Raw genomic sequence first — 20,950 nt, 5'->3', positions numbered from 1 at the left:
ATAGCCTTCCGGCTGTGCGAAGCAATCGCGTCATCCCCCCCTCTCATCCAGTTTTGCACAAAATTGGGGTAGAATGACAATCAACTAAAACTTATAAGAATAATAAGTTTGTTCAAAACAAAGGTACTAATTCAGGAGAGTATCTTCTCAGAAGTCAGAGACTGTACACAAAAATGATTTGCTCCGATTAAAATGCTTACGTCTATCAACCCGTTTTAACGGGTTTCAGCTATGAGCCTTGGGTTTTAACCCAAGGCATATTAAGGTGACTAAAAACCATACTATACAGCCTTAGACTATATGGGAATGCACACCAAAATCAGTGATAACTTATGGCCGACAATACTTCTACTGACAACTTTACCAATATTGATTTTTTTGATTTAGAAGGAATTCCAGAAATTGATGATGTTCCCGATATTGCCATTGATATTCAGACAATAATCTATGCAGTTGTCGTCACATTAAGCATTATTGCCCTAATGGCATTTATTTATTTAATTCGCCTAATTATTGTTCAATCCAAGCGACTCTTTACTCCAGATGTTGCCGATGCTTATAACCGGATCATTGCCCCGGAACAAAATCGTCTAATTGGGGCGATTTTGCTCACCATTGCCGACCTATTTTTACTCATATTTCCCTACAAGAACTTTTGGCTTTACTATGGAGAAATTGCCCTAGGTTTATTCGCTTCTATTTCCTTAGCTTGGTTAATTTCTCGTATTTTTGACCGTTTATTTGATAGATACCTCATTGATAAAGCACTGCAAAAAAAGCGCAAGATCAATAGTGAAGTCTTGATTGTGGGCAAGCTGATCGCCAATGCGGTGGTAATTATTGCAATTATTATTATCTTTGCCCAAACTCATTATCTCAACATTATTGGTTTAATTGCCAGTTTAGGAGTTGGGGGATTAGCCGTTGCTTTTGCAGCACAAAAAGTTTTAGAACAATTATTAGGAGGAGTCGTTCTGTATGTAGATCGTCCTTTTGTCGTTGATGACTATATTGGCCTCACCGATGGAACATTTGGCCGCGTTGAATCTATTGGTTTACGCTCTACTAAAATTCGCACCTCCGGGAAGGGAACATTAGTCGTTGTCCCCAATAACTCTTTAACCCAAGAAAAAATCGAAAACTATACCGGAGCGAAAAAAGTCATTTCCCTCTTGTACATCACCTTTGAACAAATTGTTCCCGACGAAGAAAAAGCCTTTGTGCGTCAAATCATTCTAGATAGTACCCAAGACATCTTTGGAATTGATACGCGGAGTACCGGAGTTGTATTTAAAGACCTAACCCAAGATGGCCAACAGGCAAAAACTCAAGTACAAATTAACTTCTTCATTCTGGGGTCAGGAGAAGTTGCCATGGACTTACGTCGTCAACTTTTAGATGTTGCCACCCAAAACATTTCGCAACAACTCAAAGATTACGGCATTGAATTTGATATTGCAGAACGTACCATTAACGTAGATTCTCCGATTACGATTTAAAGACATGAATTTTTCTGATTTTTGGAAATTTTTTACCACCTTAGATCAACAGGTTGCTAAATCAGCAGTTCCCAACTATTTGATTTTTTTGGGATTTGCATTACTGTCCATTTTAATTGGAAATCTTTCTCCTGGCCTTTTGCGCTTCGTTTTTTATCGCCTCCTCCCGAAGCAAGGTCAAGCTATTTATAATACCTTAACCCAGACAAGCCAAGACACCATTAAGATTTCATCTACCCTGATTTTATTGCGATGGTCTTTAAATTGGTTAGAACCTTATAGTCCAATTTATGATTTTTTTCGTCCCGTCATGGCGTTAGCCATTACCATCAGTGTTGCTTGGCTAATCTCTCAGGTATTCCGGCAACTGGTGCGAGGGTATGGAATTAGTTTAGTGCAGAAAATCGGCTTAGAAGTCGATGAAATCATCTTACCCTTTGAAGCTGTGGTCAATGTTTTAATCGGCTTATTTGCAGCCTTAGCATTTGCCAACAGTCAAGATATTAACTTAGTTGGATTTATCGCCAGTTTAGGTATTTTAGCAACCGCCATTGGTTTAGCTGCCCAAAGTGCCATCTCTCAGCTTATTGGTACAATTGTTATTTATTTAGACCGTCCGTATATTAAAGGAGATTATATTCGTCTTCCCAACGGAATTTATGGTCGTATTGAGTCCATCGGGTTACGTTCCACTAAAGTCCGCACAGCAGCAAAAAGCACCCTCATGATTATTCCGAACTCAAAAATGGGGGATGTGGAAATTGAGAATATTACACGGGGTAAAAAGGTTATGGTCTTGTTATATCTAGACTTTCAACGCCTTTTAGAACCCCAAGAGGAAGCCTTAGTGGAACAAGTGGTCAAAGATAGCACTAATGCTATTAATGGGATTGATCCAGGTAGCACTAAAATTACACTAAATCCCTTAGAAAATAAGAAGCAAACTCGTGCGCGAGTTACCTTCTTTATTTTAGGCTCCATGGAAAATTCCATTCAACTGCGGAAACGTTTACTAGAAATTGCCAATGATAATATTTCTAAAGAATTAGCTGCCCACGGGATCGAGTTTTATACTCAAGACCCGACAATTTATGTTGAGTCTCCTATGACGTTGTAGGACATAATGTACTGTAACACCTCCTGTCAAGGGGATTAACCCAATATTGTTATATAGTTATGTAGGTGGGGTGGCACTCCGTTACACCCCACCTACAATTAACTTCACACTTTCTCTCAATTGTTAATTGTTAATTGCTTAATGGTTTCCATTTTGATAATAGTCCCGTGTTCCCTTCGCATCTAACGCTTCCCCAAGACGGTGTAACCCGTGGACATAGGCCGCAGTCCGCATGGGAATACTGAACTCTTGGGCAACATTCCACGTTTGTTCTGTTTCTTCCACCATACGTTCTTTTAACCGTTGGTGGACTTCTTCTAAAGTCCAGTACAACCCACTGCGGTTTTGTACCCACTCAAAATAACTCACTGTCACCCCTCCCGCATTCACCAGAATATCGGGGAAAACATAGATGCCTTTATCTTCTAAAATGGGGTCTGCTGCCGAGGTGGTGGGACCATTGGCAACTTCAAAGATATACTGGGCTTGAATTTGTTCGGCATTGGCCGCCGTGATTTGATTTTCTAAGGCAGCAGGAATTAAGACATCAACATCTAGTTTTAAGAGGTCTTCATTGCTGATAATTTCATGTTCGACAATATCGCACACGGTATCATTGCAATAGAGTTCTTGAATGCTTTGACTTTGTTGTTTGTAGCGGCGAATGTTGGGGATATCTAACCCGGTTTCGGCATAAATTCCCCCTTGGGAGTCGCTGACAGCAACTACTTTATAGCCAGCTTTACAAAGTAACTCCGCTAGGACTGCCCCTACTTTTCCAAATCCTTGTATGGCTACTGTGGTCCGTTCGGGGAGTTGGTCGAATTTGGGCAAAATGGTGTTAATGACATAATAGGCCCCGGTGGCCGTGGCGGTATTTCGTCCCTGTGAACCGCCCATCATGAGGGGCTTTCCGGTGACAACGGCGGGGCTGACTTGCCGTTGAATAATGGAATATTGATCCATCATCCAACCCATGATCATGGAGTTGGTATAGACATCAGGGGCTAAAATGTCGATGTCGGGGCCAATAAAATCTGCGATCGCATCAATATATCCCCGACTCAACCGTTCTAACTCCTGTCGAGACAAGGCTTTCGGGTTCAAAGTGATCCCCCCTTTCGCCCCCCCAAAGGGCAAATTTAACAACGCACATTTAAAGGTCATCCAAAAGGCCAGAGACTGTACCTCATCCAAACTCACATTGGGATGAAAGCGCACCCCTCCTTTGCCCGGGCCACGGGTATCATCGTAGCGCACCCGATATCCCTGGAATACTTGCAAAGACCCATTATCCATCCGCACCGGGATAGAAACGCTTAAACTGGCCTTCGGGTATTTCAGGCGTTTTAAGGCATCCTCAGAGATGTTAACATACTTGAGTGCCATTTCTAAACGACTGCTGGCATCCGTAAACAGAGAAACAGGGGACTTTTCGAGGGGAGATTCAATGGTCATAGTATAGTCACCTCACGGGGGTTGGGAAGTCTTAGGCTATAACAACATTAAAACACTGTTAAACAGTATAATTGGTTACATTTTAATCAAAATTAATATGAATAAACATTACATCCCAAAGGAAACTTTTAGGTTAAAAATGGGGACAATAGAAGAAAGAAACATTTAACCTAGTTGGAAGATAACTTCCGGAATGCTAGGGGTGCATCCGGGTTAAGTTCTTATCTGCTCACACCAAACTCACGCTCTCATGTTCATCGCACTGCTTGCCGCCCTGTCAGCTTCAGCCGCCGCCGGAATGCGTATTGCTGTTCCGTTATTACTTTTGGGGTTACTCCAGAGTGATCATTTGTGGAATAACGTACCATTCCTTTCGACCATTCATCCCCAAGTGTTACTAGGTATTCTCACCAGTTGGTCTTTGTTTGAATTGTTTGGCTCGAAAAAACTTCTCGGACAACGAGTGAATCAACTCTTACAATTGTGGCTGAGTCCTCTTGTGGGGGCATTAATGGCTATCACGGCCATTCAGCTTACCCCCATCGACTTTCAACCCTTATGGTTAATTGCCGGAATTGGGGGTTTGTTGGCGTTTGTGTTGAAGTTAGTCCAAGTCGGCTGGTTTTTCCGGTTACAAGGACTTCCCATGTGGTTGATTTGTGTAGAGGATGCTCTCTGTATCTTTTTGGTCTTTTTTGCGCTAAATGCCCCAGAACACGGGGGGTTGATTGCTCTTTTTCTCCTTTGGTTAGCCGTTCGCAGTTCCAGTGAATGGTATCACTGGTACAAACAGGGCAAACGTTCCACGGTTCTGAATTAAAGTAATTGGTAGTTGGTAATTGGTGATTGGGGACTGGGGATTGGTAATTGGTAATTGGTAATTGGTGATTGGTGATTAAGGCTTTAAACCAAGAACGAAAAACAAAGAACCAAGAACGAAGAACGAAGACTAAAGAACAAAAAACCATTAGTTATTATTAACATCCTTTCGCCGTAAGACCAACACAGGACAAGGAGCATAGCGCACCACACGCTCTGCTACTGAGCCTAATAAAAAGCGTCGGAGTCCGGTGCGGCCATGGGAGGGGATGACAATGAGGTCAATATTATTTTTTTTGGTGTAATCGAGAATTTTTGCTCCTGGATTGCCGATTTCCACATGAAACTTAATGGTTTGATATTCTGGTGTGCCGAAGCGTTGCCAGAAGTTTTTTTTGACATTTTCAATGCGTTTTTGTTTATCAATAGTGTGCCATTTGACACCGGGTTCTCCGGGGTTGAGGGGGGGGAGAATGTGGAGGACGTGCAACTCAGAGGACTCTTCCATCAACTGGAGGGCTTCCTGTTGGGCTTGGAAGGAGGCTTCGGAAAAGTCGATGGGGACCAGTAAGCGATCGCACTGTAATAAACTCATGATGGGATACGGTAAAACGGCTATGATCTCTTACTTCTATTGTCCCCTATTTTTTGCAGAAAACTATCTCCTCCCTCGGTCGATCCCGGAGAGGGATCGGTTTGCGTTAAACTACAAAAAACCCTAAATTGTCGTAAAGCGAGAAAAGCATCCACCATGCTCTAGGACTTCATCAGCCATGAATGAATTGGTTTTATTGCCAAAACAGGGCTTTGTGTGACTAACAGGACTGGTTTTCAGGCATATCCTCTAGCGATACTCTCATTAATCACTCTCATTAATCACTCTCATTAATCCAAAGGTTCTTGAACGGTAATCACTTCTCGCTATTCTATCTAAGTGATTAATTTTTGTAAATTCAGTCAAGGGTGAATCACATAATAACCGTTGATTAGAAAGTTGTCTGTTTCTTTATGAAAACTCCTCCTCCCTCATTGGATCAATTGAACGCACTGAGTTTTTCCTTAATCGAACAATTACCGACTGCGATCGCAGTATTCGATCCCCAACTGTGCTGTCTCGTGGCCAGTCATCGTTGGTGTGAACAGTATCCCCTCTCCCAACCCTCCCCCAACGGGCAACCCTTAGCCCAACTTCTTCCCCAACACCCTCCCCACTGGGAAACCGCCTTAACTAAAACCCTCCAAGGCCACCCGCAAACCTGTGACGGAGAATGGGTCACGCGGGCCGACGGACAACAGGACTGGATCGCGTGGCAAATGCAGCCCTGGCAAGATGAAACGGGAGATATACTAGGCGTATTCTGGTCCAGTGAAATTCGCACCGCAGAGAAACACCAAGAACAGCAACAACACCAACAAATCCAACAATTACGCACCTTTCTCGATCATACCTTCGAGTTTACCAACTTACTCGACCGCCACGGCATGATCCTCGACACCAACCAAACCGTCCTAGAGCGCAGTCAACTCACACGAGAACAAATCATCGGTCAACCCTTCTGGGAAGTCCCCTGGCGAGGCATTACCCCCGAAGTAGATCAAAAAGTCCGACAGGCCATTCAACAAGCGGCCCAAGGGCAATTTGTCCGCGAAGAATTAATCCTAATCCCCACCGACGACGAAATCCGAGCCATTGACTTTTCTGTCACCCCCGTTCCCAATGACCAAGGCGAGGTAGAATATCTAGTCGTTGAAGGTCGGGATATTAGCGATCGCCGGGAAATCGAAGCCAACCTCCGCAAAAGTGAAGCCCGACTCACCCAAGCCCAAAAAATCGCCCATCTCGGTAGTTGGGAATGGGATATTCTCAACGATAGCATCACCTGGTCCGAAGAAATCTTTCAAATTCACGGCCTCGACCCCCATCAGGGAACGCTCACCCTAGAAGACTACGAACGATTAATTCATCCCGACGACCTCCTGAAAGTCCAACAGGCCATCAAAAAAGCCCGTCATACCGGACAATCCTATCAAACCGAACTCCGCGCCATTCGCCCCGACGGGACCATCCGTTATGTCCTCACCCGTGGCCAACCCATTCGCTCACCCCAAGGCCGCATTACCCACCTCTTTGGCACTGCCTTAGATATCACCGACCGCAAACAAGTGGAAATGCAGCTACAAGCGGCCAACCAAGACCTAGAACAGCGCATCGCCGAACGCACCCGACAGTTACAAGAAAGCGAAGCCGAATATCGAGCCATTTTTGAACACGCGGGAATTGGCCTCGACTATCTCAATAGTCAGGGTCAATTAGTGCGCGTCAACCAACGCTGTTGCGAAATCTTCGGCTACACCGAAGCGGAAATGTTGCAATTGAGCTTCCAAGACTTAACCCACCCCGATGACCTCCCCCAAGACTTAATTTGTCAGCAAAAATTAGTCGCTGGAGAAATTCAGAACTTTAACCTCGAAAAACGTTGTTTTCGCAAAGATGGGTCTATTGTTTGGATTAGTCTGACTAAATCCATTATCCGCGATCCCCAGGGGAATCCCAAATACTTTGTCGGTGCTTTAAAGGATATCAGCGATCGCAAATCCCTCGAAGCCGAACTCTCCCTCCGCCAAGCCCAATTTGATGCCTTCTTCACCCATGCCCCCGTCGGGTTAGCCATTGTCAACCCCGACAAACGCTTTGTGCAAGTCAATCATAGTCTAGCAGCCATGGGCAACCATACCCCAGAAGACCATATCGGGAAAACCATCGCCGACATCGAACCCCACCTCGCCAACACCCTCACCCCCATCTATCAGCAAATTCTCGACACCGGGAAACCCATTCTCAATCAAGAAGTAACCGGGAGATTAGTCCATGATAGCGAAGGAGAACACGCTTGGCTCTGTTCTTACTTTCCCCTCCCCGATGAAAACGGGCAAACCATGGGCATTGGGTCTATGATTGTGGATATCACCCACCGCAAACGCATCGAACGGGAACAGATGCGACTCCTAGCCATTCTCGACGCAACCACCGACTTTGTAGGAACAGCCAATAGTGCGGGACAAATGACCTATTTAAACAAAGCAGGGCGAAAAATGTTAGGTATTCCTGCTGATGAACCCATTAAAAACGTCGAAATTTTTGACCTCCTCACCCCCGAAGAATTGGACTATATTCAAAAAGAAGGACTCCCCCAACTCATTCGGGAGGGTATCTTACAAAAAGAAGGGCATTTTCAACACCGAGACGGCACAATGATCCCCGTGTCTGTGGTGGCCATTACCCACAAATCTCCCACCGGAGAAATTGAATTTTTCTCCTATACCGCACGAGATATTACTGATCTTAAACAAGTCGAGTCGCAACTGCGCCAACAGGCCGAAGACTTAGAAACCACCATACAAGAATTACAACAGGCCCAGGCCCAGTTAGTCCAAACCGAAAAAATGTCCAGTTTAGGACAATTAGTGGCCGGAGTGGCCCACGAAATTAATAATCCGGTGAACTTTATTTACGGGAATCTCAATCACGCCGAGGATTATATTAGTGATTTATTGGGTTTAATTGAACTGTACCAAGACCATTATCCCGAACCTGCGGAGACTATTGTGCAGGAAATCGAGGATATTGATTTAGAGTTTTTAGTGGAAGACTTGCCTAAATTACTCACCTCCATGCAAGTGGGGGCGGACCGTATCAAAGAAATTGTCGCCTCATTGCGCAACTTCTCCCGCATGGATGAAGCAGAGAAAAAACCCGTCAGTGTCCATGAGGGGTTAGATAGCACCTTGATGATTTTACAAAATCGCACCAAAGCTAAATCAACTTCCCCCGGCATTGACATTCAAACCGACTATGGGGATGTGCCAGAAATTGAATGTTATGCGGGACAATTGAATCAGGTGTTTATGAATATTCTCAGTAATGCCATTGATGCCTTAGAGGAAAGAGACTGCGATCGCACTTTTGCCGAAATCGAAGCCCATCCCAGTCAAATTCGCATCACCACCCGTGTCACCGACAATGAACAAGTACAAATTAATATTGCAGACAACGGCACAGGTATCCCCCCAGAAATTCAAGACCGTTTATTTGATCCCTTTTTCACCACTAAACCCGTCGGCAAGGGAACCGGGTTAGGATTGTCCATTAGTTATCAAATTATCACCGAGAAGCATAATGGCCAGATTACCTGTTCCTCATCTCCAGAGGAAGGGACAACCTTTGTCATTACGTTACCCATCCATCCCCCAACCGTGTAGTGAAAATCAGTTAGACTCGGTGAATCAACCTAAGAAGGTAACTGGCCCAATAGTTCTATTTAGGTTGGGTGTAACGGATTAACTCAAATTACACTTAAAGTCGAGAACAACCACTGCATAAGGGGGAAATTATGGCCATAGAAACTAGCACCCAATACGAACCTAGCACAGAAGCCGCTTGGGAACCCCAAATGCCTCCCGAAGACCTGATTTTCGACGATGGAGAACCCTTGGAAAGTAATCGCCACCGTATTGCCATGAACGTCTTGATTCGGTCATTACAACAAGCCTGGGAAGACCGAGACGACTATTTTACAGGCGGTAATATGTTTATTTACTACAGTCGCCAGCAAGCAAGAAACCGGGATTTTCGGGGCCCAGATTTTTTCGCCGTCCTAGATATTGATGGCACGTATCCGCGAGAAGGTTGGGTGGTTTGGGATGAAAATGGACGCTATCCAGATGTGATTATTGAATTAATGTCTCCCTCCACTCGTCAGGTGGACACTGGAGCGAAAAAAGACCTCTATGAACGAGTTTTTAGAACCCGTAATTATTTTGTCTATGATCCCTTTGATGAAAGTTCCTTACAAGGTTGGCAGCTAGATGGGAATTTCCAGTATCAACCCTTAGTTGCCAATGAGCAAGGCTGGTTGTGGTGCGACGTTTTAGGATTCTGGGTGGGAGTTGGACAGGGCGAGATTCTGCGAGTTACTGCGCCTTGGTTGCGATTTTACCATCCAGATGGGAATGTGGTGTTAATGCCTGAAGAAGCCGCCGCACAACAAGCGGAGGCCGCAACACAGCAAGCGGAGGCCGCAACACAGCAAGCGGAGGCTGCAACCCAGCAAGCCGAGGCCGCCGCACAACGGGCGGAAGCCGCAGAACAACGGGCGGAAACCGCAGAACAACGGGCGAACCGTCTGGCGGCCCAGTTGCGAGCGTTGGGGGTGGAGGTGGAGGAATAGAATATGCCTTGGGTTAAAACCCAAGGCTAATGGCTGAAACCCGTGTTTAACGGGTTGATAGACCAATCCGAAAATTAAATAAGCATTCAGCTATCAGCTATCAGCACGGGGATACATTTGACTAGCCAATGCTGGAAAACCTCACGATTCAAGACTTATCTCACTGATGACTGATGACTGTTTACTGTTTGCTGCTATAACTCTGGGTCGAGAATCAGGTGTGCTAGGTTAGAAAGACAAGTATTCTCTCTGATCAGCGTGATTATCGAGGCACAAGTCCATTCTTCCCTGTTGGCGTTTTTACGCAACCAAGAGCAACCCCACTGGCATCATCATCTGACGATGGCGCGGTTGGTGGCCCGGGCGTTGCGTTTGGGTCGGTCTGCCTTGATGCAAACGGCCAATGGGACTGAAACCTATTGTCTCAGTTATTTAACCCCGGCTTTATTGTGGGAGAAGGCGGTGATTTTGGTGACTCCTCCCTCAATCCAACAACGGTTACTCCAGGAAGCGATTCCGCAACTTTTAGAGGGGTTAGAGATTGATTGTGCGGTGCAGTCGGGGGACAGTTTACCGGAGGAGTTTCAGGGGTTGTGGTTAACGTCTCCGGTGAGTTGGTTGCGCGATCGCATTTATCAAGAAAACCGTTTCCCCCCCCATCTCCCCACCATTATTGATCCCGCCGATCATTGGGAGGAATGGACGCGCATTGCCCTCACTCAGAGTTTACAACACAGTGATTGGCAAGACTTATTCGCCCACAATAATCATGCTCCTGATCTGGCCCAAAAACAAGCCCAGTTAGCCCGTCTCATTTTTCAACATCCCCCTAACCCCTATCATTGTCATCTCATTGACCAAGACGAACAAGCCATTCTAGAGGAGATTTTCACCACGGCCTCCCATCTCCCTCCCCCTTGGCAAGGCTTTTGGCAACAGTGGCAACAGGGGGGCAATTTATTCTGGACGGCGGTGGCTTATCAATATCAAGAATTTACCCTGAATATTGCTCCCATTGAGGTGTCGCCAGTCCTGAGTCCCATTTGGGACGCACAACCTGTCGTGTTAATTGGGGGGTTTTTGGACTGGGAAGACGACGCACCGAATTATCGGCAACAGTTGGGGTTAGGGGAGTTAACTTTTGTGCAGTTTTCCCCCAATCGTCAAACGGAGCATATTCAATTATACTTACCGGATCGGTTGCCGTTACCCAATACGCGAGAGTTTCAGCCTGTGTTACTTCAGCAGGTGTTACGGTTATGTCGGGGGGGAATGGTGGGCCAACGGTATCGACACCGCAAACATCCCGAATGGATTAGTCCCTTAAAACGGCCAGTGGTAGTGTTAGTGGAGGATGTTCCCTTGCGATCGCAAGTTGGCGCAACCCTAGCAGCAGAATTTGGGTCGGTGGTGCAGGTGGAAAGCACTAATATTGATGAGAATCGTATTTTAGTCTGTGGTTGGGAATTTTGGCAGACCTATCAAGACCTCCTCCCCACTCCCCAGTTACTCATTATCGCCACTTTACCCCTCCCCTCTATGGAAAATCCCCTAGTGGCGGGTCGGGTAACATATCATAAACAGCAGCATCAGGACTGGTTTCACCGTTATTTGTTGCCCAGTGCGTTACGGGAGTTACAACGGGCTGTGTTACCCTTACGACAACAGCAGGGGGTAGTGGCGGTATTTGATAATCGAGTCAATCATCGCAGTTATGGGAGTAAAATTCTGGCCGCCCTCGAACCGATGGCGCGAATCAACTATATTGATTTTATGAGCTTTGAAGGCCCCTAACAATTAACAATTCAATTCATACTTATCCGTTGGTAGTAAGCTCTTTAGAGCTTAATGGTCATAGTACATCCGGTTATCGTTTAACCATCAACAAATAACAATTCAATTCATACTGATCCGTTGGTAGTAAGCTCTTTAGAGCTTAATGGTCATAAATACTTACCGCATTAATCGGGAGCTTGAAAGCCCTGACTTTTCACGGGCAGGGATGAAAAGCGACCCGTGCGGTTTGAGCCGCCGTCAAAAATGTGCTTTAATTGCATGGAAAGTACCGTCCGGGCAGGGCGGAAAAACGCTCGCCGAGGGCAATGTCGCCGGGGATGGGCTAGCAAAGTAGCGCGAATCCATCTAGGCACACCGCAACCCCCCTCCCCTACGCCAATACCAACGGGGAAACCTCTGATTTTCAAGGGAAGGTAACACCCAACAGGGATAATCCCCGTGATCATAGACAATCGGGAGTAGGGAAGGTTAAAGCTAGGCAGTCCATTAGATGTACATTAGATGTACCTGTAGGGTGGGCATCGTGGTATGCTGCTTGTCAGCCAACAGTTAACCCACAACCCATAAGTAATAATAAAGAACAGTCCATAAAAAATGTTAGAAGCCTCTATTTTTGCCACTGTTTTATGTGGCTTTTTAGGAACTATTTTTAAAAAGAATTTGGTCATGAAAATTATCTCCATGGACATTATGAGTACAGGGGTTATTGCCTATTATGTACTGGTTTCCTCTAGAGATGGCGTTTTTACCCCTATTTTGTCTCTAAAAAATGATGTCAGTTATGCTGATCCTGTCCCCCAAGCTGTCATTTTAACTGCTATTGTAATTGGTTTTTCCATTCAAGCCTTAATGTTAGTCGGGGTAATGAAATTATCCAAAGATAACCCTACTTTAGAAACCCAAGTTATTGAAGAAAACAATACACCATGACCAATCTTACTGTTGCTTGGATGGCCATTCCCTTTGTTTTAGGGTTTATCATCTACTTAATTCCTCAAACAGCGCGTTTTCTGGCTTTAGGGGTTGCTCTACTTTCGACGGGGTATGCCTTACAAGTGTTTTTTACTGCCTCCCCAGTGGAAATCCAATTATTGGATAGTTTTGGGGTGAGTTTAGCCGTTGATCAACTCAGTGGCTTTTTTATTATTACCAATGCTATTGTGACGGCTGCGGTGATTTTCTACTGTTGGCCAACGGGAAAAAGTGCATTTTTTTATATGAATGCGGTCTTTTTACACGGAAGTGTAAATGCTACGTTTATTTGTGCTGATTTTATCAGTTTGTATGTGGCGTTAGAAGTCATTAGCATTGCCTCTTTTCTCCTCATGACTTACCCTCGCACCGACCGCTCTATTTGGGTGGGGTTGCGCTATCTTTTTGTTAGTAATGTGGCCATGTTGTTTTATCTGGTGGGGGCAGTTTTAGTATATAAGGCCCATCATTCGTTTAATTTTGCGGGGTTGGAAGGGTCTCCACCGGAAGCGATCGCATTTATTTTTCTCGGACTCTTGGCCAAAGGGGGGATATTTGTCTCTGGGTTATGGTTACCTCTCACCCACTCCGAGTCCGACAGTCCGGTGTCTGCGCTGTTATCGGGGGTGGTGGTGAAAGCGGGGGTATTTCCCCTTGTGCGCTGTGCGCTGCTGTTGGAGGAGTTAGACCCCATCGTGCGCTTTTTTGGAGTGGGAACAGCCGTTTTAGGGGTTGCCTACGCCGTTTTTGAAAAGGATACTAAGCGGATGCTGGCGTTTCATACCATTTCCCAGTTAGGGTTTGTTTTAGCAGCCCCCGCAGTGGGGGGATTTTACGCCCTAACCCATGGTTTAGTGAAGTCGGCCTTGTTTTTAATTGCGGGCATTTTACCCAGTCGCAGTTTTAAGGAGTTACATTATAAACCGATTCCGACCTCGATTTGGGTTGCCTTAATTGTCGCCAGTTTTTCGATCTCTGGGTTTCCCCTCCTGTCTGGGTTTGGGGCTAAAGTGTTAACCAGTAAAAACTTTTTACCTTGGCAAGTGGTGGGTATGAATATTGCGGCTTTGGGGACAGCCATTTCCTTTGCGAAGTTTATTTTTCTCCCTCACAGCAAAGACACGACAGAGAGTCACTCTAAAAAAGTGCAATGGGGGTTTTGGGTGGCAATGGCCTTGTTATTGGGGGGACTGATCGCGGCCAATGGGGTGTATTATCAGGCTTATACCCTGAAAAATATTGTCAAACCTTTAATAACTATAGCCTTGGGGTGGTTGTCCTATTGGTTCATTTTTAGGAAACTGAATATTAAGTTACCTCGGACGGTTGAAAAAATCGATCATCTCATGGGGGTGATGAGCTTAACGTTACTTTTACTCTTTTGGATAGTATGGACGCGATCGCACTTTTCAATATTATTCTAAGATTGGCTATCTGGTTTTTACTCACGGCAGACCTCAGTCCAGCCAATATTATGATTGGGATTGCTATTGCGTTGTTATTACCGCGCGATCGCACTTCTTTAGGTGCATTAAAGGACTGGTTACGGGTTTTATGGGAAATCATTGTGGCCATTCCCCAAGCCTATATCGAGGCCATCGAAATCATGCTTTTTCCTCATAATGAGGAGACAATTGTTTGTGAACAAGTGAAACCCAGAAGGACTCCTAGCCTGATTTTTGTCGATATTTTTGTCATTACTTTTACCCCTAAAACCATTGTGGTAAAATACCAAGAAAAAGGCTGGTATGAAGTTCACCGAGTCACTCGGAATCAGTAATTAGTAACTGTTACCAGTAATTAGTAATATCCGGTTGCAGTTGGGATAACTCTCCCAATTGTACTGGATTTTGTTGAATTTTAAAAATGTAAGTCAGTGTCGAAATAGTTGACAGGATATATTATTCCTGTCAACCCGTTAACCCCACTGTCGCCATTCATCCCGTCGCTGAAAGCGAAGGTCTTCTTGGGACGCTAAGATAAAATACCCACCTCTGCCATTTTCTGGTATTCTGTCACCGTCACCGTAAACTTGCGCTTCAAGACAGCATCGGTCATTTCCCAGTCCCCCACTCTGCCTTCAATCCTACCGCACATCAGTAGGACTGTGGTTTCCAAACCCCGACCAAACATGAATCAGCATATAGTTACATTGTGTTTAAGAGAAGGTTATGATACATTTTCCCAATAATTCCTAATTCTCCCAACTTCTCATTAATGGACTTTATTTTAATTGCCATGATCTTAGCCTTGCTGATTCCCATTTACGAAGCATGGCAAGATAATGATATTTGGCAGAAAATGTTAGCCTTTGCCAGCATTGCCACCAAAACCTCAATTATGATGCTTGTAGTCTCTGTATTACGCGATGACTGGCCAATTGGTGTCGTTGCTGTTATTATTTTAAGCGTTGGCAATGCCGGATTAATGTTATTAGCTCATTTAATTAGGCGAATGAATGAAATTTAAATGAAAAGTAAAGATTTCAACCCAACCTTAACTTTTGTAGAACTATTCCCTATTTCTTTTTGAGAAACACAGCTTAATTATGACTAACATTTTCAGTTATAGCTTAATTATCATTGGCATTATCTTCTGGTTTTGGGGAACATTTCCCCTCGTTGGCAACCGTTCTGTTTTATTTAAACTGCATAGTCTTTCCGTAGCCGACACATTAGGATCAATGAGTATTGTCATGGGTCTTTTACTCCAAATTCCTCGTGAATGGTCACTCTTACTATTAGCCCTCATTACCCTAGCAATATGGAATACGGTATTAGGCTATGTTTTGGCCTACTGTTCTAGTAGTGGAGAAACAACACAAAATGATTGATATCTATACTTATGTTATTATTGCTTTATTACCCTTAGCAGCCTTAATTTTAGTCTTTCAAGTCAACCCCTATCATGCCCTAGTCATTCGGGCTATTTTAGGGGCAGTAGCCTCCCTAGTTTACGCAGTTTTGGGGGCAGCAGATGTGGCTTTAACAGAAGCACTTGTTGGTACAATGTTAGCCATTACCCTGTATGTAGTAGCGGTGCGTTCCTCCTTGGTGATGCGGTTAGGGATATTAGAAGAAGTCGCCACTGAAAAAGAACAATATTTCACTGAATTAATCGCTAATTTACGCCAAGTCGTTAATGAACATCATCTGCGCTTAGAGTTAGTCTCTTATCCCAATTCCGAAGCCTTAGACAATGCCTTAAAAAATAAAGAAATTCACGCAACTTGTACTAAAATTAGCCCCCAAGATTCTGAATCAGAACACCAATTCATTTATCAAACCGCTATCCGAGTTCATCATTTATTTGAGATTATGCAAAATGAACTCACCTTACCCACCACCACTTTGAATTATATTAATTTATCCCATCAGGAGGACAAACATTAATGAAATGGGTTTATTTGGCCGCAGGAATTGCCTTGTTTCTCAAAATGTTAATTATGCCTAACCCCGCAGCAGAATGGGAAGAATTTTCTATTGTAGAGGCCATTGTAGAAGATAGTGGAGTTCCTAATGCAGTATCAGGGATTATTTTTCGCAATCGACTCTACGACACGATTTTTGAGGTAATTGTGTTTACCATTGCCATTTTAGGGGTAAAGTTTCTCTTGTCCGATGAACAACCCACCGAGACTGTTTATCAATTTACCGATGGCCCCTCAATTGTTCTGGCCCGGTTAGGTGCTACTATTGCGTCCTTAGTGAGTATTGAGTTGGCCATCCGCGGCCACCTAAGTCCTGGGGGAGGGTTTGCTGCGGGGGTTGCAGGAGGGACGGCCATTGGGTTAATTGCCATTACCTCTAATTCTGAGTGGATGGAAAGCATTTACAAAAAATGGAATGCGGCCACTTGGGAAAAGGTCTCTGTGTTAATTTTTATCATTTTGGCCGGAATTACGTTAGTCGGATGGGAGTTACCCCAAGGAAATGTAGGAACGTTACTGAGTGGGGGGTTGATTCCTATTTTAAATATTTTGGTCGCACTGAAGGTGGCCTTGGGGTCTTGGGCGGTTATTTTGCTATTTATTCGCTATCGGGGTTTATTGTAGCCCACTAAATTTTTAGATTTCTGATTGGTCTATCAACCCGTTAAAACGGGTTTCAGCTATTAGCCTTGGGTTTTAACCCAAGGTATATAAAGGTAGCTGTTGTCACCCTGTAAAATGTCCTATTAATTAGCCATTACCCATTATCAATTACCCATTACCCATTACCCATTATTTTTATGAACCAAATACGCCTCAACCCGTTCCTCAATTCCCTTTAAATTCAACGCCCCAAACGCCTCCATCTCCCCACCACTCAAATACCCTGCCACCGTCTTAGACACTAAAATACTATTGGCGTTGGCCACCTCTTGTAACCGGGCCGCAATATTCACCGACGGCCCGATCGCGGTATAATCCGACCGATGTTCACTACCAAACAACCCCACCACAGCACTCCCCTGATGGATACCGCAGCGAAACTGAACCGGAGGGGCAATTTCCCCATCAATAACCCCTTGGGTCTGCCATCGAGCATTCAATTCATCTAACACCTGATACATCCCCCTCGCAGTCCTCACGGCCCGTTGCACTTGTTCTTCTAACGAAAGTTCCTCTGGCGCACCAAAAAAGGCAATAATCGCATCCCCCATAAACTTATCCACCGTTCCCCCATTAGCAAAAACCACCTCAGTCATCCGTTCCAAATATTCATTCAACAATTGAGCAATACCCTGAGATTGGAGAGTATTCGACAATTGCGTAAAACCCACAATATCACTAAACAAAATCGTAATCACACGGGGTTCAGGGTCTAACGTTAACTGCATTTCCCCCTTCGCGGCCCGTTGGACAATAGTCGGTGGTAAAAATCGCTGTAACACCGCTTCGGTGAGATAAGTATTTAACTCCTTCACCCGTTCCTCATTTTCCTTGAGGGCCAATAAATTCCGCACACTGGCCAACAATTCCCGGTCATTAAACGGCTTAGACAAATAAGCATCCGCCCCCTGTTCGGTTCCTTCTACCCGACTGGTGTCGTCTGCTTTCGCCGTTAATAAAATAATCGGAACACCCCGTAATTCCTCATTACCGCGTATCCGTCGCACTAAGTCCAGTCCAGACACTTTCGGCATCATCACATCACTGACAATTAATTTCGGATGTCGTTCTTCCGCCAAACGATAACCTTCAGCCCCATTACGGGCAGTACAAACCTGATAACCGGAAGTACGAAGAATATAAGACACATAACTCCGCAGATCAGCATTATCATCCACCACCAAAATTAATTGATTATTGGTACTAGCCTCTAAAACGTCCTCTGGCGGCGGTTCTGCGTCCGGGAGAGGGGCAATTTCTTCAATCGCCCGGCTTTCCTCCCCTTCCTGCAATTCTGCCTCTAAATCGGCTAATTCCACCGCAGACCGAGAGGACTGTATCTCAGTGGGAACAGTTAACACCTGATCCCCTGGCAAATGACCCGTCCCCGTTTGTAACCAGATAGTAAAAGTAGTCCCAGAGGAACTCTCACCATTTTCTTCCCCCCGTTTCACCGACTTCACCGACACTTGGCCGCCGTGTAACTGCACAATTTCCTTCACTAACGCCAATCCTAACCCTGTCCCCTCATAGGAACGATTCACCGACCCCTCTGCTTGGCGGAAACGGTCGAATAAATGGGGAATTTGGGAGGAAGAAATTCCAATGCCACTATCACTCACTTGTAAACAGACATGATCTCCGGCAGGTTGTAGGGTGATGGAAATAGTCCCCCCTGTGTCGGTGAATTTCATGGCATTGGACAACAAATTATAGAGAACTTTGTCAAATTTCTCGATATCCAGATAAACCGACTCGCAATTCTCTAATTGCGTGACCAAATTTAACCCTTTACGCTGACAGTAGGGGCGGAAGGTTTCGGCAATTTGTTCGACAAATTCCACTAAATTACAAGGCCGGAAACTAGGCTGCATTCGTCCCGCATCAAGGCGTTGTAAGTCCAGCAGTTGGTTCACCAGACGCAAGAGACGACGGGCATTCCGTAGGGCGATCTGGGTTTGATCAGGGGGGAGTCCCTGATTCCGGTTAATGGAGGCTTCGAGGGGGCCTAACATCAGGGTGAGGGGGGTGCGGAATTCGTGGGAGATGTTTTGGAAGAATTCTGTTTTTTGTCGGTCCAGTTCGATGAGTCGTTCGGCTTGTTGTCGGGTTTTTTGGTAGAGTCGGGACTGTTGTACGGCGATCGCGGCTTGGGAGGCCACTGCTTCGGCTAGGTCAATATCCGCATTCGACCAGCGACGGGGCCGTTGGGTTTGGCGTAAGCTAATGCTGCCGATAATTTTGCCATCCACGAGTAAAGGAACAACTAATAGGGCCCGGGCCGGGTTGCGTAAAGGTAAATCAATTCCCCGGAAATCTTCGGTGGTTTGGGAAACCATATCACTCACCACCACGGGTTTCTGGGTCCGTAGTAATTCCTGTAACACGGGGTTTCCGGCAATGGGGACAACAGACTGGGGGAGTTGGGTGGGTGAGGCCGCCGACTCGCTGGGGGGGGGGTCCAGAACGGGATCACTGGTGGCATCCACAGAGGCGGTGTTACGGTCATATAAGCCCACACATTGAACATATTCGTCTTCTTCGGTCCAAAGGGATAAGGCACAACCCTCCACATCTAAACTGGTCCCCAGTTGCTTGGTAATGGCCATAAAAATTTCTTGGGGATCGAGGGAGGAGCGAATGGTGCTAGTAATGGTATTAACAAGGGCTTCCCGTTTGGCGAGGGCTTGCACTTGTTCATAGGAACGGGCTTGGGAAATGGCTAAGGCCGCTTGATCCGCCACCATCACTGATAATTGAATTTCGTCATCTTGCCAGGCTTGTTCTTCGTCACAGCGATGTAAGGCTAAAACGGCTGTGAGTTCAAATTGGGACATGAGGGGGACAACTAAGCTATGTTGAATGCCTGCTTTTTCAAAGGCAGCCCGACGCTGTTCACAGGGGGGGGTGTCGTCTTGTAAACGGGGATGGGTGGAGGAGTCGGCAATGACTTCTACGTCTTCGGTTTCCCAGACGGTAAATTGTAGGGTGTCTTGGTCTAGGGGGGGTTGGGGGTTTTCTGGGTCGGGGGTTTTGGTTTTTTTCTGATAGCTGAATAAATCGGTCTCGAGATCATCTCCATCAAAAGTCCGTAAGAGGCAAATATCGACGTTGAGGAGGTGTCCGACGGTGTTGACAATGGTTTGTAGGACTTCTTGTAAGGGAGAGTCGCCTAAGCGTCCGTATTGGGCATTACGAATGGTGTTGGTGACGGTGTTGAGGAGGGATTCCCGTTTGAGGGAACGACTGAGTTCTTCGGTGCGAATTTTTAAGACATTATGGGTATCGAGGGCTTGACGGACGACTTCTCGCAGTTCATCGGCTTCCCAGGGTTTGGTGACATATTTAAAGACTTTTCCACTGTTGATGGCTTCTACGAGGTCTTCTACATCGGTATAACCGGTGAGAATGATGCGAATAATATCGGGATATTGTACCGCCGTGAGACTGAGAAACTCAGTCCCCGTCATAATGGGCATTCTCTGGTCAGAGATAATTACAGCCACATCGGGGTCTTGCGCCAAGATGTCCAAGGCTGCTGGGCCACTTTCTGCGGTGAGAACTTTGTAGTCTCGGCGAAAGGTGCGGTAAAGCAGGGCTAGGTTATCTGGTTCATCATCCACTACCAGAATTTTAGGCTTTTTACTCACTTGGGACTCCATTCACCGATCTCCTAGCTTTGGCGCATCCCAGGGCATGGCAAGACCTGAAAACTGCATCACATCTTTTTTAGCAAATATTCTCCCCATGGCAATGATGCTCGTCGGTTATGCACCCCAATTTTGGGTTGAGTGGGTGGGTTTGTACTTTTTACAATACTATCCTGCTCACCAAGCATCCGAAAACTTAACAGAAAGCAAATTGAACCTATTTTAACCTATGAACTGATCATCTGTATTAGGGGGTGAGGCTTGGGGCGGACGGTAAAAAAGGGATTAAATTATTCAAAAATATCGAATTCTGAGTC

The 20,950-nt window shown here is 45.5% G+C and carries 17 protein-coding genes; 13 read left to right on the top strand and 4 right to left on the bottom strand.

Translation table 11 applies throughout. The features are described from left to right. The first annotated feature begins 332 nt into the window (after positions 1 to 332). Both PN462_RS05035 and PN462_RS05030 read left to right on the top strand, forming a co-directional pair. Positions 333 to 1,499 carry a mechanosensitive ion channel family protein gene (locus PN462_RS05035; protein WP_272126922.1) on the top strand — a complete coding sequence of 389 codons (1,167 nt, stop codon included), beginning with the start codon at positions 333 to 335 and terminating at the stop codon, positions 1,497 to 1,499. Positions 1,500 to 1,503: 4 nt separating this feature from the next. Beyond that, positions 1,504 to 2,616: a mechanosensitive ion channel family protein gene (locus tag PN462_RS05030; protein WP_272126921.1), complete on the top strand. Its 1,113-nt coding sequence runs from the start codon at positions 1,504 to 1,506 to the stop codon at positions 2,614 to 2,616. A 138-nt stretch (positions 2,617 to 2,754) separates the two neighbouring features. Here PN462_RS05030 and PN462_RS05025 read toward each other — a convergent pair whose 3' ends face one another. Then, positions 2,755 to 4,074, bottom strand: a complete 1,320-nt coding sequence (locus PN462_RS05025) for a Glu/Leu/Phe/Val family dehydrogenase (protein ID WP_272126920.1) — start codon at positions 4,072 to 4,074, stop codon at positions 2,755 to 2,757. Positions 4,075 to 4,324: 250 nt separating this feature from the next. Here PN462_RS05025 and PN462_RS05020 point away from each other — a divergent pair, with 250 nt between their 5' ends. Next, complete coding sequence (locus tag PN462_RS05020) at positions 4,325 to 4,894, top strand: DUF4126 domain-containing protein (protein ID WP_272126919.1); 570 nt, start codon at positions 4,325 to 4,327, stop codon at positions 4,892 to 4,894. A 147-nt stretch (positions 4,895 to 5,041) separates the two neighbouring features. Here PN462_RS05020 and PN462_RS05015 read toward each other — a convergent pair whose 3' ends face one another. Further along, complete coding sequence (locus PN462_RS05015) at positions 5,042 to 5,488, bottom strand: universal stress protein (protein ID WP_272126918.1); 447 nt, start codon at positions 5,486 to 5,488, stop codon at positions 5,042 to 5,044. Positions 5,489 to 5,901: 413 nt separating this feature from the next. Between PN462_RS05015 and PN462_RS05010 the strand changes: the two genes are divergently transcribed. From PN462_RS05010 to PN462_RS04985, 6 genes are all read left to right on the top strand, one after another. Next, entirely contained in the window at positions 5,902 to 9,153 is a 3,252-nt protein-coding gene (locus PN462_RS05010) for a PAS domain-containing sensor histidine kinase (RefSeq protein ID WP_272126917.1), read from the top strand. A gap of 131 nt (positions 9,154 to 9,284) precedes the next feature. Beyond that, entirely contained in the window at positions 9,285 to 10,121 is an 837-nt protein-coding gene (locus PN462_RS05005; protein WP_272126916.1) for a Uma2 family endonuclease, read from the top strand. A 258-nt stretch (positions 10,122 to 10,379) separates the two neighbouring features. Then, positions 10,380 to 11,915: a helicase C-terminal domain-containing protein gene (locus tag PN462_RS05000; protein ID WP_272126915.1), complete on the top strand. Its 1,536-nt coding sequence runs from the start codon at positions 10,380 to 10,382 to the stop codon at positions 11,913 to 11,915. 597 nt (positions 11,916 to 12,512) lie between these two features. Then, a complete protein-coding gene (locus tag PN462_RS04995) occupies positions 12,513 to 12,848 on the top strand; it encodes a cation:proton antiporter subunit C (RefSeq protein WP_272126914.1) in 336 nt (111 codons plus the stop codon). Further along, positions 12,845 to 14,314, top strand: a complete 1,470-nt coding sequence (locus tag PN462_RS04990; protein WP_272126913.1) for a cation:proton antiporter — start codon at positions 12,845 to 12,847, stop codon at positions 14,312 to 14,314. The genes PN462_RS04995 and PN462_RS04990 overlap by 4 nt, the downstream gene beginning before the upstream one ends. After that, the gene (locus tag PN462_RS04985) at positions 14,281 to 14,670 is read left to right on the top strand and encodes a cation:proton antiporter (RefSeq protein WP_443029062.1); all 390 of its coding nucleotides are present in this window, start codon (positions 14,281 to 14,283) and stop codon (positions 14,668 to 14,670) included. Before PN462_RS04990 ends, PN462_RS04985 begins: the two co-directional genes overlap by 34 nt. Positions 14,671 to 14,864: 194 nt before the next feature. Here the strand turns inward: PN462_RS04985 and PN462_RS04980 are convergent, their stop codons facing one another. Continuing rightward, complete coding sequence (locus tag PN462_RS04980; RefSeq protein WP_272126911.1) at positions 14,865 to 15,023, bottom strand: hypothetical protein; 159 nt, start codon at positions 15,021 to 15,023, stop codon at positions 14,865 to 14,867. An 84-nt stretch (positions 15,024 to 15,107) separates the two neighbouring features. Between PN462_RS04980 and PN462_RS04975 the strand changes: the two genes are divergently transcribed. The 4 genes from PN462_RS04975 (at position 15,108) to PN462_RS04960 (ending at position 16,944) form a co-directional block, all read left to right on the top strand. Then, a complete protein-coding gene (locus tag PN462_RS04975; protein ID WP_272126910.1) occupies positions 15,108 to 15,359 on the top strand; it encodes a hypothetical protein in 252 nt (83 codons plus the stop codon). A gap of 79 nt (positions 15,360 to 15,438) precedes the next feature. Next, positions 15,439 to 15,723: a monovalent cation/H(+) antiporter subunit G gene (locus PN462_RS04970; protein WP_272126909.1), complete on the top strand. Its 285-nt coding sequence runs from the start codon at positions 15,439 to 15,441 to the stop codon at positions 15,721 to 15,723. Then, the gene (locus tag PN462_RS04965; RefSeq protein ID WP_272126908.1) at positions 15,716 to 16,282 is read left to right on the top strand and encodes a DUF4040 domain-containing protein; all 567 of its coding nucleotides are present in this window, start codon (positions 15,716 to 15,718) and stop codon (positions 16,280 to 16,282) included. The genes PN462_RS04970 and PN462_RS04965 overlap by 8 nt, the downstream gene beginning before the upstream one ends. After that, positions 16,282 to 16,944, top strand: coding sequence for a Na(+)/H(+) antiporter subunit B (locus tag PN462_RS04960; protein WP_272126907.1), 663 nt, complete (start codon positions 16,282 to 16,284; stop codon positions 16,942 to 16,944). The genes PN462_RS04965 and PN462_RS04960 overlap by 1 nt, the downstream gene beginning before the upstream one ends. A gap of 161 nt (positions 16,945 to 17,105) precedes the next feature. Here the strand turns inward: PN462_RS04960 and PN462_RS04955 are convergent, their stop codons facing one another. Beyond that, on the bottom strand, positions 17,106 to 20,645 hold the full coding sequence (locus PN462_RS04955) for a response regulator (protein ID WP_443029061.1): 3,540 nt from the start codon (positions 20,643 to 20,645) through the stop codon (positions 17,106 to 17,108). Positions 20,646 to 20,950: the final 305 nt, after the last annotated feature.

Source organism: Spirulina sp. CS-785/01, from assembly GCF_028330525.1.
In the GTDB taxonomy this organism is placed as follows: domain Bacteria; phylum Cyanobacteriota; class Cyanobacteriia; order Cyanobacteriales; family Spirulinaceae; genus JAQMSD01.
This window is presented reverse-complemented; position numbering and strand designations above follow the sequence as displayed.

Excerpts from the sequence above, each read along its gene's own strand:
- PN462_RS05035 (WP_272126922.1), top strand. The coding sequence starts at position 333 with ATGGCCGACAATACTTCTACTGACAACTTTACCAATATTGATTTTTTT.
- PN462_RS05025 (WP_272126920.1), bottom strand. The coding sequence starts at position 4,074 with ATGACCATTGAATCTCCCCTCGAAAAGTCCCCTGTTTCTCTGTTTACG.
- PN462_RS04985 (WP_443029062.1), top strand. The coding sequence starts at position 14,281 with ATGGACGCGATCGCACTTTTCAATATTATTCTAAGATTGGCTATCTGG.
- PN462_RS05030 (WP_272126921.1), top strand. The coding sequence starts at position 1,504 with ATGAATTTTTCTGATTTTTGGAAATTTTTTACCACCTTAGATCAACAG.
- PN462_RS04995 (WP_272126914.1), top strand. The coding sequence starts at position 12,513 with ATGTTAGAAGCCTCTATTTTTGCCACTGTTTTATGTGGCTTTTTAGGA.
- PN462_RS04965 (WP_272126908.1), top strand. The coding sequence starts at position 15,716 with ATGATTGATATCTATACTTATGTTATTATTGCTTTATTACCCTTAGCA.
- PN462_RS05020 (WP_272126919.1), top strand. The coding sequence starts at position 4,325 with ATGTTCATCGCACTGCTTGCCGCCCTGTCAGCTTCAGCCGCCGCCGGA.
- PN462_RS05005 (WP_272126916.1), top strand. The coding sequence starts at position 9,285 with ATGGCCATAGAAACTAGCACCCAATACGAACCTAGCACAGAAGCCGCT.
- PN462_RS04955 (WP_443029061.1), bottom strand. The coding sequence starts at position 20,645 with ATGGAGTCCCAAGTGAGTAAAAAGCCTAAAATTCTGGTAGTGGATGAT.
- PN462_RS04975 (WP_272126910.1), top strand. The coding sequence starts at position 15,108 with ATGGACTTTATTTTAATTGCCATGATCTTAGCCTTGCTGATTCCCATT.
- PN462_RS04970 (WP_272126909.1), top strand. The coding sequence starts at position 15,439 with ATGACTAACATTTTCAGTTATAGCTTAATTATCATTGGCATTATCTTC.
- PN462_RS05010 (WP_272126917.1), top strand. The coding sequence starts at position 5,902 with ATGAAAACTCCTCCTCCCTCATTGGATCAATTGAACGCACTGAGTTTT.
- PN462_RS04960 (WP_272126907.1), top strand. The coding sequence starts at position 16,282 with ATGAAATGGGTTTATTTGGCCGCAGGAATTGCCTTGTTTCTCAAAATG.
- PN462_RS04980 (WP_272126911.1), bottom strand. The coding sequence starts at position 15,023 with ATGTTTGGTCGGGGTTTGGAAACCACAGTCCTACTGATGTGCGGTAGG.
- PN462_RS04990 (WP_272126913.1), top strand. The coding sequence starts at position 12,845 with ATGACCAATCTTACTGTTGCTTGGATGGCCATTCCCTTTGTTTTAGGG.
- PN462_RS05015 (WP_272126918.1), bottom strand. The coding sequence starts at position 5,488 with ATGAGTTTATTACAGTGCGATCGCTTACTGGTCCCCATCGACTTTTCC.